Genomic DNA, 14,441 nt, shown 5'->3' with positions numbered 1-14,441 from the left:
ATGCCTGAGAACGACCAGCAGATACTCAAGCGCACGATCGAGATCGATCCGGACGGCATAGACGCGCCGCCGCGCAGCGCCTTCGTCGAACTGGGCCTCGTTTCCTGCTTCAGCTTCCTGCGCGGCGCATCGGACGCGGTGGACCTCGTGCTGCAGGCCCGCGCGCTGGGCTATGACGCGATCGGGATCGCCGATGCCAATACCATGGCAGGCGTGGTGCGCGTGCATACCGAGGCCAAGACGCTCAAGCTGAAGCCCTGCATCGGCTGCCGCATCGAAACGGTCGAGGGGCTGGCCTTTCTCGCCTATCCCAAGAGCCGCAAGGCCTATGGCCGCCTCTGCCGCCTGATCTCTGCGGGGCGGATGCGCACGCTGTCGGGCGAGTGGCAGGAGAAGGGCGCGTGCGACATCAGCCTCGCGATGCTGGCGAAGCATAGTGCGGGCGTGCAATTGATCCTCGTGCCGCCGCGCGATCTGGATGCAAAGTTCACCATCGAGGTCGAGAGCAACGTCGTCCCGTTTCGCGGCAAGGCTGGTGAGGTTGCAGAACAATCCGGCCGGGTGCCGTTCACCGGGACCTTCGCCGAAATCCTTCCTCACCTCACGGCGCAACTCCCCACGCTCCGCCATATCGCCGCCGCCTTCCTCTACACCGACAGCGACATCGCTCGGATCGAACAGCTGGACACGCTGGCACGCGCGAACAGCCTCTCCATCCTCGCCACCAACGATGTGCATTACGCCACGCCCGACCGTCGCCCGCTGCAGGACGTGATGACTGCCATCCATCACAAGACCACCGTGGCACGCGCCGGGCACCTGCTCCACGGCAATGCGGAACGCTACCTCAAGCCGCCCGAGACCATGTGCCGCCTGTTCGAGCGCTGGCCGCACGCCATTTCCGCCGCGCGCGAGGTGGCCGATGCCTGCGGTTTCAGCCTCGACGAACTGCAGTACGAATATCCCGAAGAGCTCTATCCCGGCGGCGCTGAACCGCAGGACTATCTCGAAAGCGAGACGTGGAAGGGGGCCGAATGGCGCTATCCCGAAGGCGTGCCCGACAGCGTCACCGAAACGCTGCACAAGGAACTGGCGCTCATCGGCAAGATGGATCTTGCGCGCTATTTCCTGACCATCAAGGACATCGTCGATTTTGCGAGGCAGAAGGTCGACCCGCCGATCCTGTGTCAGGGCCGCGGCAGCGCGGCCAATTCGGCGGTCTGCTATTGCCTCGGCATCACCAATGTCGACCCGGCGCAGCACCAGCTGTTGTTCGATCGCTTCATCTCCGAAGACCGCAAGGAGCCGCCCGATATCGACGTCGATTTCGAGCACGAGCGGCGCGAGGAGGTCATCCAGTATCTCTACCGCAAATACGGCCGCCACCGCGCCGGACTATGCGCCACGGTCATCCACTACCGCCCGCGCATGGCGATCCGCGAGGTGGGCAAGGCGATGGGGCTGACGGAGGACGTCACGGCGGCCCTCGCCAAGACGGTGTGGGGCGGGTGGGGCCGTGAGATCAGCGAGAAGCACGCCGCCGAAACGGGCATGGATGTGGCCGACCCCCACCTGAAGCGCGTTCTCAAGCTGACCGAGCAAATGATTGGAATGCCGCGTCATTTGTCGCAGCATGTGGGCGGTTTCATCCTCACCGAAGGCGCGCTCACCGAAACGGTGCCGGTGGGCAATGGCGCCATGCCCGAGCGCAGTTTCATCGAATGGGACAAGGACGATATCGAGGCGCTCGGCATCCTCAAGGTCGACGTGCTGGCGCTGGGCATGCTGACCTGCATCAAGAAGTGCCTCGACCTTCTGGGCGACCACCACGGCCGCCAGCTCACCCTCGCCAATGTCCCGCGCGAGGACCCGGAAACCTATGCCATGCTGCGCAAGGGGGATTCGCTCGGCGTGTTCCAGGTAGAAAGCCGCGCGCAGATGAACATGCTGCCCCGCCTGCGCCCGCGTGCATTCTACGACCTCGTCATCCAGGTTGCCATCGTGCGACCCGGTCCGATTCAGGGCGACATGGTGCATCCCTATTTGAAGCGCCGCCGCGGGGCGGAACCGGTGGTGATACCCGCACCATCGCCGCAGCACGGGCCGCCCGACGAGCTGTCGAGCATCCTCGAGCGCACGCTGGGTGTGCCGATTTTCCAGGAACAAGCGATGAAGATCGCGCTCGATGCGGCGAAGTTCTCTTCGAAAGAGGCGAACCGGCTGCGCAAGGCCATGGCGACCTTCCGCAGCCGGGGCATGGTAGACGAACTGCAGGACATGATGGTCGAGCGCATGGTCACGCGCGGCTATGACCGAGAATTCGCGCAGCGCTGCTTCAACCAGATCCGCGGTTTTGGCGAATATGGCTTTCCCGAGAGCCACGCGGCCAGCTTCGCGCATCTGGTCTATGTGTCGAGCTGGCTCAAATGCCACTTCCCCGCGGCCTTCGCCTGCGCGCTGCTCAATTCGCAGCCGATGGGCTTCTATGCGCCCGCACAGATTGTGCGCGATGCGGCGGAACACGGGGTGCGGGTGCTGCCGGCGGATGTGAACCTGTCGCAATGGGACTGCACGCTGGAGGAGATTGGCAAAGTCTCCCCCACTGGGGGAGGTGGCAGACGCGAAGCGGCTGACGGAGGGGGGGTGGTAGGCAATTCTCCAGCCCCCTCCGACCCGGACGCTTGCGCGCCCGGCCCACCTCCCCCAGCGGGGGAGGATCACGGTCGCCTCGACAAGCATATCGCGCTGCGGCTCGGCCTGAGGCAAATCGATGGTCTGCCCGAAGCGGTCGCAGCCCAGCTTGTCGCCGAGCGCGAGGAAAACGGTGCTTACGAGGACGTGCGCGCCTTGCGAGACCGCGCCCGCACCGGTCCCGCGCATGTCGAGCGGCTCGCCAGCGCCGATGCTTTCGGTTCGATGCAGCTTACCCGCAGGCAGGCCTTGTGGGACGCGCGCAGCCTCGTGGGCGGTCCGGACTTGCCGCTGTTCGCCGCCGCTGCGGCGCGGGACGAGGGGGCGGAAAAGAGCGCCACGCGGCTGCCGCAAATGCCGCTCAGCGAAGAAGTGGTGGCGGATTACCAGACCACGCGCCTCAGCCTGAAGGCGCACCCGATGGCCTTCCTGCGCGCCAGCCTTGCCGAGCGCGGCTTCGTGCGCGCCTGCGACCTGCGCGCGAAGAAATTCCGCAGCATGGTCCATGTCGCGGGCGTGGTGCTCATTCGCCAGCGGCCGGGTAGCGCCAAGGGCGTGTGCTTCATCACGCTGGAAGACGAGACTGGGGTCATCAACCTCGTCGTATGGCCGGATCTGAAGGAAAAGCAGCGCCGCGTGGTCATGGGCTCGCGCCTGATGGAGGTGAGGGGCCGCGTCGAATATGACGACGAGGTCATCCACGTCATTGCGCAGCACATGACCGATGCGACCGGCGAACTGCACAAGCTCTCGGACGACATGCTCAACGCCCCGCTAGCCCGCGCCGACCATGTCTCGTCGCCGCTGCCCGACAAGTTCAACCCGCGCGATCCTTCGACAGGCTCAGGACAGGCGCGCGAGGGCAAGGACGATCCGTACCAGCCCGTCGAGCCGTGGCAGGAGCCGCCACCGGGAAATCGCGAATGCGGCTGGCATCAGGGCCACCCGCGCGATGTGCGTATCATCCCGAAATCGCGCGACTTCCACTAAGGTCCGCGTTAGGGGCGCGGCCATGTTCGATCCGGAACGCCTCATTGCCTTTGCCTGGGTGACAGCGCTCACCAGCATCGTGCCCGGCCCCTCGATGATGTTCGTCATGGGGCAGGCCATCTGGCGCGGACAGCGCGCAGGCTGGGCCGCGCTGATGGGAATGCAGATCGGCTACATCGTCTGGTGGATCGCGGCTGCGCTGGGCCTTGCCACGCTGGCTTCGGCCTATCCGATAGCATTCAAGGCGCTGGCGGTAGCCGGTGTGCTTTATCTGGCATGGCTGGGGGCGCAGGCCATCCGCCACTCTTTCCATGCGGGCGAAGACGAAACAGGCGAACTCAAGCGCAAGCTTTCGACCAATGCCTTTCGTGACGGGATCGCCGTGGCAATAGGCAATCCAAAATCGCTGATCTACGTGGTTGCCATCATCCCGCCTTTTGTCGATCCGGAAAGCTCGATCGGAGGGCAGATCGCATTGCTGGCACTCATAGCGCTCGTCATCGACCTGCTGGTTGGCTGGCTCTACATCGGAGCAGGCAAGCAAATGGCCCGCGCGATGGAGCGCGCCGCGACACGCCGATGGATCGATCGGGGCATCGGCCTTGTATTTATCCTGATCGCCCTGTTCATCGCGATCGATCTTTACGGGACGCAGCTTTGAAGTTCACGTTTTCGCGGCACATCGGCAAATTCGTCTTCGACCGGCGCCTCGTGTTGCTGCTGGTCTTGGCAGGACTGATCGTAGCGGGGCGTAGCTGGCTGGCCGGGCATCCCGAGCACGACCCTTGGGCACCGCTCGACCTGAACGATCCGAAGGGCTGGGCGACGCAGCAGAAAATCCTCGCCCTGCGCGAGGATGTCCCGGCTTGCCGCGCAACTCTCGAGCGGAGCGGGGTAGCGTTCCGCACACTGGAGCCTGTGGGTGAAGGCGAATGCCGCCGCGAGGACCGCACGCAGCTATCGGCCTATCCGCTCAGCCCCGACACACCCGCCACCACCTGTCCCGTCGCGATCGCGATGGAACTTTGGAAGCGCGACACTCTGGACCCGGTGGCGCAGGAAATCTTCGGCAGTCGCGTAGCCCGTATTGAGCATCTCGGTGCCTATTCCTGCCGCCGCATGTATGGCAGCGACGAAGGACCGTGGAGCGAGCATGCTACCGCCAACGCGCTAGACATCGCGGGCTTCGTTCTGGAGGACGGCACCCGGATCAGCGTGCTTTCCGACTGGCCGGGGGAGGGCGACAAGCAGCGCTTCCTGCGCGAGGTGCGCGACGGAGCATGCGGCGCCTTCTCGACGGTACTTTCACCGGACTACAACGCCGCCCACGCGGACCACTTCCATTTCGACATGGACAGCCGCTGGGTGAGCGTTTGCCGCTGATTACGCGAAGAGCGAGTCCACCTCGCGCGGCTTTCGAGCCTCACTCGTTTGCCGAAACTGGCTATCTCCAAAGTCGCCCACGTAATGGTCGCCGCTGTCATCGGTCGCATGGACGCGGTCGTGGTCGGTATCGTTTTCGGGAATGTACAGGATCGCAGATCGATCTCCGGGGATGCCCGACAAATGGCCGGCCATGACCTTGGCAGCCGCGATGATGGTCCGGCCGGTCAGGTCGAAATCAAATGGGTAGTGCACATAATTCACCGCAAACCAGATTTGCGCTTCGGGCAAGCCATCGGGCCAATCGAGCCTGTAGGTCCGTGCGGTCGTTTCCACGATCTGCGGCTCGCCCACATTATAGATGGCTGCAAAACGCGCGAAGATGTCGGCCAATTCGGCCCGGCTCCACCCCCTGACCATGAGTGCGAATTGATCACCAGGTACGTTCACAAAATCGCCATCGGCACCTTCGGGGTGGGCCGTGTTGGACCGATGCCGAAGAACCATGAGAGCAGTCAGGACGACGGCGACTAGAACTACGAAGAGCTTCACGAAGCGTCAGGCCGCTTCCAGCGAATAGCCCGCACTCCGAACAGTCCGCACAGGGTCCTTCGCGCCATCGATTTCCAGTGCCTTGCGCAAGCGGCGGATGTGGACGTCGACCGTCCGTAGCTCGATGTCGCTTTCGGTGCCCCAGACGCCGTCGAGTAATTGGTTGCGGCTGAATACGCGGCCCGGGCTCTCCATGAAAAACTTGAGCAGGCGGTACTCGGTGGGGCCGAGCTTCAGCGTCTGGCCGCGTCGTGAAACCTTGTGGGCCACGGGGTCGAGCGTGAGGTCGCCGACTTCGATGCTCTCGCCTGCCAGTACCGGGCGGATGCGGCGCATGACGGCGGCCACGCGGGCCAGCAATTCACGCGGGGAGAAGGGCTTGGTGAGGTAGTCGTCAGCACCGGTTTCCAAGCCACGGATGCGGTCATCCTCCGCCTCGCGAGCGGTCAGCATGATGATGGGGACATGCGCGGTCGATTTGTCGCGGCGCAGGCGGCGGCAGACTTCGATGCCGCTGGTGCCCTCGATCATCCAGTCGAGGATGACAAGGTCGGGTACGTCCTCGGCGGCGAGCAGCAATGCTTCGTCGCCATCCGCAGTGGTGCGGACGTCGTAGCCCTCGTTCGAGAAGCGGTATTCGAGAAGTTCGGAGAGGGCGGGATCGTCCTCTACCAGAAGTAGCTTGCCAGCCTGCACCTTGGCCCCTTCCTGCAGTTTGTCTGGCACTCCAGTATGACCCTCAAGCTACAGAATTGTGTCAGCCATCCTCATCGGGCGGATACATGCCCGTGGCGGCGAAGTGCACCATTTCGGCAACATTGGTCGCATGGTCGCCGATGCGTTCGAGATTGCGCGCCACGAAGAGCAGCTGCGCCGCGCTCGAAATCGTCGCAGGGTTCTCGACCATGTGGCTGACGAGGTTACGGAAAATGGAATTGTAGAAGGCGTCGACCTTCTCGTCTGCCGCGATGACTTCGCGCGCGAGTTCGGGGTCGCGCGCGGCATAGGCGGTGAGCACGTCGTGCACCATCTCGCTGGCGACTTCGGCCATGGCGGGGAGCAGGGTGAGCGGTTCGAACTGCTTGCGATGCTCGCCGATTTCGCGGCTCGCCTTGGCAATGTTCTTGGAATAATCGCCAATGCGTTCGACAACGCCGGCAATCTTCAATGCGGCGATGACTTCGCGAAGGTCGTCGGCCATCGGGGCGCGGAGCGCGATGATGCGCACGGCCAGCTTGTCGATCTCGCTTTCGAGCGCGTCGATCTTCTTGTCGCCCTTGACCACCTTCTTGGCGAGGTCGTCATCGCCCTTGACCAGCGCATCGAGCGCTTCCTGGATGGCGACTTCGGCAAGCCCGCCCATCTCCGCGATCAGGCCGCGCAGCTTGGTGATGTCCTCGTCGAATGCCTTGACGGTATGTTCCTGCATCAGCCGTAACGCCCTGTGATGTAATCCTGGGTCCGCTGCTCGAGCGGGTTGGTGAATATGTCAGAAGTGCGACCATATTCCACCATCTTTCCGAGATGGAAGAAAGCGGTGCGCTGGCTGACACGGGCCGCCTGTTGCATCGAGTGGGTCACGATGACGATGGCATAGCGGCCGTTGAGATCGTCGATGAGCTCTTCGATCTTCGCCGTGGCGATGGGGTCGAGCGCCGAGCAGGGCTCGTCCATCAGGATGACTTCGGGGTCGACCGCGATGGCGCGGGCGATGCACAGGCGCTGCTGCTGGCCGCCCGAAAGCGCAGTGCCGCTGTCCTGCAAACGATCCTTCACTTCTTCCCACAGACCGGCGCGGCGCAGCGACTTCTCGACCACCGCGTCGAGTTCGTCCTTGCTCTCGGCCAGGCCATGGATCTTCGGGCCGTAGGCGATGTTTTCGTAAATCGACTTGGGGAAGGGGTTGGGCTTCTGGAACACCATGCCGACACGGGCGCGCAGCTGGACCACGTCCATGCCCGACCGGTAGATATCCTCACCGTCGAGCATGATTTCCCCTTCGACGCGGGCCGAGGGGATCGTGTCGTTCATGCGATTGAGCGTGCGCAGGAAGGTCGATTTGCCGCAGCCCGAGGGGCCGATGAAGGCGGTGACGTATTTGGTCGGAATGTCGATCGAGACGTTATCGATCGCCTTCTTCTCGCCGTAGAACACGCTGACATCGCGCGCGCTCATCTTGGCGTCGGTGTCGGTCAGGTTTGGATGGACTACGGTCACCACTTTTTCTCGAACTTGTTGCGCAGGTAGATGGCGAGGCCGTTCATCACGAGGAGGAACAGCAGGAGGACGATGATAGCAGCGCTGGTGCGCTCCACGAAACCGCGGTCGATTTCATCGGACCAGAGGAAGATCTGCATCGGCAGCACGGTGGCCGGTGCAGTGAAGCTGTCGGGCGGGCTGGCCACGAAGGCGCGCATACCGATCATCAGCAGCGGCGCGGTCTCGCCCAGCGCGCGGGCCATGCCGATGATGGTGCCGGTCAGGATGCCGGGCAGGGCGAGCGGCAGGACGTGGTGGAAGACCACTTGCACGGGCGAAGCGCCCACGGCCAGCGCACCGTCGCGGATGCTGGGCGGAACGGCCTTGATGGCGTTACGACCGGCGATGACGATGACCGGCATGGTCATCAGCGCCAGCGTCATACCGCCGATGAGCGGAGCCGAGCGGTAGCTCGGGAAAATGGTCAGGAAGACCGCTAGGCCGAGCAGGCCGAAGATGATCGAGGGGACCGCGGCGAGATTGTTGATCGACAGCTCGATAAGGTCGGTCCAGCGATTCTTTGGCGCGTATTCCTCGAGGTAGAGCGCGGCCAGCACGCCGATCGGGAAGGCAAGGGCGAGCGTGACGATCATCGTCAGGATCGAGCCCTTGAGCGCGCCCCAGATACCTACCTGCTGCGGGTTGGTCGCATCGGCACGGGTGAAGAAGCCGGTGTCGAAATTCTTCGCCAGCTTGCCTTCCTCTGCGAGGCTTGAGGCCAGCGCCTGGAGTTCGGGCGAACCTTCGCCTGCCAGCCCCTGCGCGAGGTCGGCGCTGGCTGGAATCCAGAAGGTTTCCTGACGCTCGACGATACCGGGGTCGGCCGAGATGGCGGCGGCGACATCGCGCCAGGCCTGGCTACCGATTTCATCTGCGCCTTCTTCGCCAAGTGCCTCGACCGCGAAATATTCGACGACGTCGGGCAGGCCCTGCGCCTCGAGCGACTGGACCGCGCCGGACGTGCCCATGACCGAAGGATCGGCGGAAATACCGGCCTGTGTGAAGTCCATCGGCACGGCCACTTCGGCGCGTTGGAAGCCGCCGATACCGTTCAGCGTCATCGTACCGAGCAGGTAGATGAGCACGGCAATCGAGAAGACGATGGCGGCAAGGCCCATGGTCTTGAACCGCTTCTCGGCTGCGTAGCGCTTTTTCAGCCGCGCTTCGAAAGCGGGCGTGCGCGTGGGGGCGATTTGCTCACTCATAAGCTTCGCGGAACCTCTTCACGACGCGCAGGGCGATGAAATTCAGGCCGAGGGTGACCAGGAACAACACGAAACCGAGCGCGAATGCCGACAGCGTGGCCGGATGGTCGAAACTGCCTTCGCCGGTCAGCATGGCGACGATCTGCACGGTGACCGTGGTCATCGATTCGAGCGGGTTGGCGCTCAGGTTGGCGGCGGTCGATGCAGCCATCACCACGATCATCGTCTCACCGATCGCGCGGCTGACGGCCAGCATGACCCCTGCGACGATACCGGGTAGGGCGGCGGGCACGAGCACGCGGCGGATGGTCTCGTTGGTCGTCGCACCCATGGCGAGGCTTCCGTCGCGCATAGCTTGCGGCACGGCGGCAATGCTGTCGTCTGCCATGGAGGAGACGAACGGGATAATCATCACGCCCATCACAAGGCCTGCGGCGAGCGCGCTCTCGCTCGAAGCGGAAGATGCGCCGAGCGAAATAGCGAAGTCGCGGATCGCGGGCGCGATCGTGAGCGCGGCGAAGTAGCCATAGACTACCGTCGGCACACCGGCGAGGATTTCAAGCGCGGGCTTCACCCAGGCGCGCAGCTTGGGGTTGGCGTATTGCGTCAGGTAAATCGCGCTCATCAGGCCCAGCGGGATGGCGACGATCATGGCGATGATGGCGCCGATGAACAACGTACCCCAGAACAGCGGAATTGCGCCGTAGCGGGTCGGGTCCGGATTGGCGGCATTGGCCATCGGGTCCGGGCCCCAATGGGTGCCGAACAGGAAGTCGATCGGATTGACCATGCCGAAGAAACGGATGGTTTCGAACACGAGGCTGACGAAGATGCCGAGCGTGGTCAGGATGGCGACCAGCGAAGCGCCCAGCAGGATCGCCATGACGATCTTCTCGACACGGTTGCGCGCGGCGAAATCGGGCTTGAGGCGCAGGAATGCCCAGACACCGCCGAGGAAGGCGATGAGGACCGTCACGATGATGCCGATCCAGTTATATTTGCCGATTGCCTGCCGGTAAGGCTCGACGAATTCGTTGGCGAGCGGGTTGAACACCCCTTGCGCTGCACCGGTAGCCACCGCGCGCGCTTCGTTGAGGATGGTCTGGCGCTGGAAGCCAAAGGCGGGCAGCTGGTCCGCAGCGGGGCTGGCCAGCACGGCTTGCGTGACGAGGCCGGGCGCAATCGCGCTCCAGGCCGCGACGAAAATCACGACGGGCAGGACAATCCACAGCGCCACGTACCATGCGTGGTAGCTGGGAAGGCTGGCCAGCCGCCCGTCGGGGCTGGCGCGCCGGAAGGACCATGCACGCGCACGAGCCGCCAACCATCCGGCGAGCCCGAGCCCGAGGGCCAGGAGGAGCAGGAGAGTTGGCGACATCGTGGGTGCTATAGTCCTTACTTGAGCTCGGAGCCGTCGAGCGTGTCGTAGTTGGTGGCAGCCGACATCGACTTCGCCATCACGTCATCGGGATTGGCGACGAGGCCGATCTTGGCGAGTTCGCCGTCACGGTCCCACATCTTGGTCCACTGGGTGAGGAATTCCGAGAGGCCCTGGATGGCGCCGATGTGTGCCTTCTTGACGTAGACATACAGCGGCCGCGCGCCGGGATATTCGAAGTTGGCGATGTTCTCGTAGGTCGGGGCAACGCCGTTCATGTTGAGGCCCTGCACCTTGTCGGCATTTTCCTCAAGATAGGAGTAGCCAAAGATACCCACAGCGTTCGGATTGCCTTCGATCTTCTGGACGATGAGGTTGTCCTGCTCGCCCTGGTCGACATACTTGCCGTCGCTGCGGACTTCGGTGCACAGCTGAGCGTGCCGGTCCTTGTCGCTGTCCTTCAGCGCTTCCATTTCCGGATTTGTGTCGCAGCCGACTTCGAGGATGAGTTCCTTGAGCGCGTCACGCGTACCCGAGGTGCTGGGCGGACCGTAAACGAGGATGTCGACATCGGGGAGCGAAGCATCGACGTCCGACCACTTCTGGTTGGTCTGTTCACCGCCATAGGGACGTGCCGCAATGGCTTCGTAAACCATCTTCGGCGTGAGGTTCATGGTGATGCCACCCTTGGCCGAAGCAAGGGCGATGCCGTCAAGGCCGACCTGGATTTCGATGATTTCGGTGACACCGTTCTGCTGGCAGGTCGCGAACTCGCTGGCCTTCATGCGGCGCGATGCGTTGGCAATGTCGGGTTTGTCCTCGCCGAGACCGTTACAAAACAGCTTGAACCCACCCCCGGTGCCGGTCGATTCGATGGTCGGGGAAGGGAGATTCGGATAGTCGCGGTTGAAAGTTTCGGCCACCGATTTTGCGAACGGATAAACGGTCGAGGAACCCACAGCGTGAATCGGCTCGGCGCCTTTTTCACCGCAAGCGGCGAGGGTGAGGGCCGATGCGGCCGCGAGAGCGAATTTGAAAGTCTTGGTCATTGTTAGGGTACCCCTTTGGTGTCCACTAGCCGCGCAAGAGCGCGATAATGTTACGTGTTGACGACAAGAGTGTGACTTTCGTTGTGGGGCCGCGAATCTCTTGAGCGGCCCCATAACGGCATTGAACTCAGAAATCGACCTGTGCGCGCACACCGAAGGCATCGACGCCGTAATCGGTGTCGCCATCTGCGGTCGGGAGGACCGAATCGGTGTACTCCATCCGGCCGTAGTTCACGCTGAACATGGTGTAGTCGGTCGGCTTCCAGTTCAGCGAAGCCTGGTAGCCATTCTGGATGCCGCCGATGATGCCGGCGTCGTTCAGGTCGAGGTGGTCGTAGCGCAGGTTCAGCTGCAGCGAACCCATGCCGCCTTCACCGACCGGATTGGCGGGCTTGGTGCGGTCGAACTTGCCGCCCTTGTAGCCGCGTGTGTCGCCGCCGGTGAGGAAATAGCCGACTTCGGCATAGCCACCGAAGAAAGTCGGGTTGCCTGCCATCGGCATGTCGACGTTCTGCCAGTAACCTTCGGCCACCGCATGGAACGGGCCCGAAATCATCGCTGCTTCGAGGCCTGCACCGAATTCGCTGTCGGCGGCAAGGTTGCCGGTGTTCACGAAACGGGTCGAGGTGAAGTGGACAAGCGGACGCTGGCGATAACGCACGGTCGCGTCCTCTTCGCCGAGGTCGTTGTAGTGCACGCTGCCACCGAAGTGCAGCTGCGTGTCGCCCAGCTTGGGCATCACGACGAGGCGACCGTCGAAGCCGCGGTTGTCCGTACCCGTGTCGTCGAAATTGTCGGTGAAGACACCGGCCTGCGCCAGCACGATACCCGCGCTGTAATTGGCCGAAAGGCCGATGCGGCGCTCGAAACCGAAGGCGTCGGTGAAAGCCGCGCGCTCGATGAAGCTGGTGTGCAGCGAGCTGGTCAGCTCTTCCAGCGACTGGAAGTTGTTGTGGTGGCCGATGACGACTTCGAAATCGCCGTCTTCATAGGTCAGGATGGCGTCGGCGGCTTCCACTTCGTTGCCCGCGAAGTCGAGCTCGAACTTGTAGCCGAAGCCGCCCGGAATGTCGCCCGAAGCGCCAAGGCGCGCGCGGCGAACCTCATTGCCGAAGCCGTCGTCTGCACCGGTCGATTCGGGAGCGCCGAGCGTGCCTGCGTCGAACATGAGGCGGCCACGCGGCTTGAAGGTCCAGCCGCTCTTTTCAAGCTGGGCGGCGGGTTTGGGCTCAGGAGCCGGCTTGGCGACCGCTTCCGCGTTTGCCGCGATGACGGCGTCTTGGTCGCTATTGGCGGCCTGCGTCTGCTCCAGCTCGGTTTCGAGCTGGTCGATGCGGCTGGTGAGCGTCTGGAGCTGTGCGCGCATTGCGGCGAGCTCTTCTTCGGGAGTTGGCGCTGCAGCGTCCTGCGCAAACACAGGGGTAGCAATGGTGCAGCTCATGGCAGCGGCGATTACGGAGAGCCGGAAGGCCGTTTTCATGTGACGAATCCCTTAAAAGGTTACTGTTCGGGGTCGCCTCTATGACCGCTCTGTTACGCCTTTGTGACACAATACGCGCACGGACCTGCAGGCTGTGGACAGCCTGTGCAAAATGGCAGGTTTCGTGAGTTTTGCGCGCGTCAGGCAGCGAGCGGCAGCGTCACCTTGACCCGCGTGCCTTCGCCCAGCGTGCTGTCGATGGCGAGCTTGCCGCGGTGCCGTTCGACGATGTGTTTCACGATGGCGAGACCGAGGCCCGTCCCGCCCGAGGCGCGGCTGCGGCCGGGGTCCGTGCGGTAGAAACGCCGGGTGAGGTGCGGAAGATGCTCTGGCGCGATGCCATCACCGCGGTCCTGCACGGAAAGCTGGACGCGTTTTTCACCCTGTGGCTGGAGGCGCACGGTGACCATCTTGTCTTCGTCGCCATATTTCAGGGCATTATCGACGAGGTTGCGAACCAGCTGCTCCAGCTGCTGTTCGTCACCGCTCACGTTGAAATCGCCATGCGCTTCAAGGTCGAGCCGCTCTACGCGGTCGCCCGCAACATCGCGCGCGGCCCGGTCGACCAGCTTGCCGAGGTCGAGCGTCTCGCTCGGAATGTCATGCTTCTCGGCCTCGATGCGCGAGAGCGACATGAGGTCGCTGACAAGGTCTTGCAGGCGGCGGCCTTCGCGCTGGATTGTGGCGAGAAACTTGTCGCCCGTCTTCGGGTCGAGGTCGCCGATGTCGTCTCGCAGCGTCTCGACATAGCCGAGGATGGAGGCGAGCGGCGTGCGCAACTCGTGGCTGGCATTGGCGACGAAATCGGTATGCGCGCGACTGATGTCGGCTTCTGCCGTCTTGTTGACGAATTCGATGATGGCGAGCCCGCCGTCGAGCTTCTTGCGGTTGATGCGCCAGATATCGCGGCGGCGGGCGAGGCCGCGGATGACCGCCGCGCCGTCCGCATCGCTGTCGAGCAGGCCCACGGCCTCGGGCTGGCGCAGTGCCATCTTTACGTCCTGCCCGAGGATATGCGCACCAAGCAGGCGGCGCGAGGCGAGATTGGCGATGATGACGCGGCCGCTCTCGGTCACGATGACGGGCGTTTCGGAATGCTCGACGAGATCGCCCATCATATCGCGCGAAATGCCGCCATTGCCATTCTTCGGGGCAGGCGGGGGCGGGGTGGACCCGACCAGCCAGAGCGAACCGGCCCAGACCATCAGCATCAACAGGACAGGAAGCGCGGGCAGGCCGAGAATCATCAGGCCGATTGCTGTCGCGATGGCCAGCGCAAAAGCGGACCAGGGGAACGTGCGGGTTTCCATTGCGAGGCCGCGCTTAGCGAGAGGTGTTGCCTCGCGCTAGTCCGGTCGCATGATTGTCATGGAAGAAATGGTGACCCGTACGGGAATCGAACCCGTGTTTCAGCCGTGAAAGGGCCGCGTCCTAACCGCTAGACGAACGGGCCA

12 protein-coding genes and 1 tRNA gene are annotated in these 14,441 nt (G+C 63.5%); 3 read left to right on the top strand and 10 right to left on the bottom strand.

Annotated features, from left to right (window positions below; all coding sequences use genetic code 11):
* From K3152_RS13870 to K3152_RS13860, 3 genes are read left to right on the top strand one after another with little or no spacing between them, the layout of a single operon-like run.
* Window positions 1-3,681 carry an error-prone DNA polymerase gene (locus tag K3152_RS13870; RefSeq protein WP_221574731.1) on the top strand — a complete coding sequence of 1,227 codons (3,681 nt, stop codon included), beginning with the start codon at window positions 1-3 and terminating at the stop codon, window positions 3,679-3,681.
* 22 nt (window positions 3,682-3,703) lie between these two features.
* The gene (locus K3152_RS13865; protein WP_221574730.1) at window positions 3,704-4,342 is read left to right on the top strand and encodes a LysE family translocator; all 639 of its coding nucleotides are present in this window, start codon (window positions 3,704-3,706) and stop codon (window positions 4,340-4,342) included.
* The gene (locus K3152_RS13860; RefSeq protein ID WP_247713460.1) at window positions 4,339-5,064 is read left to right on the top strand and encodes an extensin-like domain-containing protein; all 726 of its coding nucleotides are present in this window, start codon (window positions 4,339-4,341) and stop codon (window positions 5,062-5,064) included. Before K3152_RS13865 ends, K3152_RS13860 begins: the two co-directional genes overlap by 4 nt.
* Here K3152_RS13860 and K3152_RS13855 read toward each other — a convergent pair whose 3' ends face one another.
* The 10 genes from K3152_RS13855 to K3152_RS13810 all read right to left on the bottom strand — a co-directional run bounded on the left by K3152_RS13855 (window position 5,065) and on the right by K3152_RS13810 (window position 14,440).
* Window positions 5,065-5,616, bottom strand: a complete 552-nt coding sequence (locus K3152_RS13855) for a hypothetical protein (RefSeq protein ID WP_221574728.1) — start codon at window positions 5,614-5,616, stop codon at window positions 5,065-5,067. It lies immediately after the preceding gene.
* 6 nt (window positions 5,617-5,622) lie between these two features.
* Complete coding sequence (gene phoB, locus K3152_RS13850; protein ID WP_221574754.1) at window positions 5,623-6,312, bottom strand: phosphate regulon transcriptional regulator PhoB; 690 nt, start codon at window positions 6,310-6,312, stop codon at window positions 5,623-5,625.
* 61 nt (window positions 6,313-6,373) lie between these two features.
* Window positions 6,374-7,045, bottom strand: coding sequence for a phosphate signaling complex protein PhoU (gene phoU, locus K3152_RS13845; RefSeq protein ID WP_221574727.1), 672 nt, complete (start codon window positions 7,043-7,045; stop codon window positions 6,374-6,376).
* Window positions 7,045-7,791 (bottom strand): phosphate ABC transporter ATP-binding protein PstB, encoded by a 747-nt coding sequence (gene pstB, locus K3152_RS13840; protein ID WP_221574753.1) that lies wholly within the window; start codon window positions 7,789-7,791, stop codon window positions 7,045-7,047. The genes phoU and pstB overlap by 1 nt, the downstream gene beginning before the upstream one ends.
* Window positions 7,792-7,829: 38 nt before the next feature.
* Complete coding sequence (pstA, locus tag K3152_RS13835; protein WP_221574726.1) at window positions 7,830-9,080, bottom strand: phosphate ABC transporter permease PstA; 1,251 nt, start codon at window positions 9,078-9,080, stop codon at window positions 7,830-7,832.
* Window positions 9,073-10,458, bottom strand: coding sequence for a phosphate ABC transporter permease subunit PstC (gene pstC, locus K3152_RS13830; RefSeq protein ID WP_221574725.1), 1,386 nt, complete (start codon window positions 10,456-10,458; stop codon window positions 9,073-9,075). The genes pstA and pstC overlap by 8 nt, the downstream gene beginning before the upstream one ends.
* Window positions 10,459-10,475: 17 nt before the next feature.
* Window positions 10,476-11,507 carry a substrate-binding domain-containing protein gene (locus K3152_RS13825; RefSeq protein ID WP_221574724.1) on the bottom strand — a complete coding sequence of 344 codons (1,032 nt, stop codon included), beginning with the start codon at window positions 11,505-11,507 and terminating at the stop codon, window positions 10,476-10,478.
* A gap of 127 nt (window positions 11,508-11,634) precedes the next feature.
* A complete protein-coding gene (locus K3152_RS13820; RefSeq protein WP_221574723.1) occupies window positions 11,635-12,987 on the bottom strand; it encodes an OprO/OprP family phosphate-selective porin in 1,353 nt (450 codons plus the stop codon).
* Window positions 12,988-13,127: 140 nt separating this feature from the next.
* Complete coding sequence (locus tag K3152_RS13815) at window positions 13,128-14,297, bottom strand: sensor histidine kinase (RefSeq protein ID WP_221574722.1); 1,170 nt, start codon at window positions 14,295-14,297, stop codon at window positions 13,128-13,130.
* A 68-nt stretch (window positions 14,298-14,365) separates the two neighbouring features.
* Window positions 14,366-14,440, bottom strand: a tRNA-Glu gene (locus K3152_RS13810).
* Window position 14,441 lies beyond the last annotated feature (1 nt).

The sequence above is a fragment of the Qipengyuania polymorpha genome (genome assembly GCF_019711435.1).
Taxonomy (GTDB): Bacteria; Pseudomonadota; Alphaproteobacteria; order Sphingomonadales; family Sphingomonadaceae; genus Qipengyuania; species Qipengyuania polymorpha.
The sequence above is the reverse complement of the archived record's forward strand: the minus strand, read 5'-3'. Positions and strand labels throughout refer to the sequence as shown.

Bases quoted from the DNA above. Each gene is read 5' to 3' on its own strand.
- K3152_RS13825 (WP_221574724.1), bottom strand. From the start codon at position 11,507: ATGACCAAGACTTTCAAATTCGCTCTCGCGGCCGCATCGGCCCTCACC.
- K3152_RS13815 (WP_221574722.1), bottom strand. From the start codon at position 14,297: ATGGAAACCCGCACGTTCCCCTGGTCCGCTTTTGCGCTGGCCATCGCG.
- pstB (WP_221574753.1), bottom strand. From the start codon at position 7,791: ATGAGCGCGCGCGATGTCAGCGTGTTCTACGGCGAGAAGAAGGCGATC.
- pstC (WP_221574725.1), bottom strand. From the start codon at position 10,458: ATGTCGCCAACTCTCCTGCTCCTCCTGGCCCTCGGGCTCGGGCTCGCC.
- K3152_RS13865 (WP_221574730.1), top strand. From the start codon at position 3,704: ATGTTCGATCCGGAACGCCTCATTGCCTTTGCCTGGGTGACAGCGCTC.
- K3152_RS13870 (WP_221574731.1), top strand. From the start codon at position 1: ATGCCTGAGAACGACCAGCAGATACTCAAGCGCACGATCGAGATCGAT.
- K3152_RS13820 (WP_221574723.1), bottom strand. From the start codon at position 12,987: ATGAAAACGGCCTTCCGGCTCTCCGTAATCGCCGCTGCCATGAGCTGC.
- phoU (WP_221574727.1), bottom strand. From the start codon at position 7,045: ATGCAGGAACATACCGTCAAGGCATTCGACGAGGACATCACCAAGCTG.
- pstA (WP_221574726.1), bottom strand. From the start codon at position 9,080: ATGAGTGAGCAAATCGCCCCCACGCGCACGCCCGCTTTCGAAGCGCGG.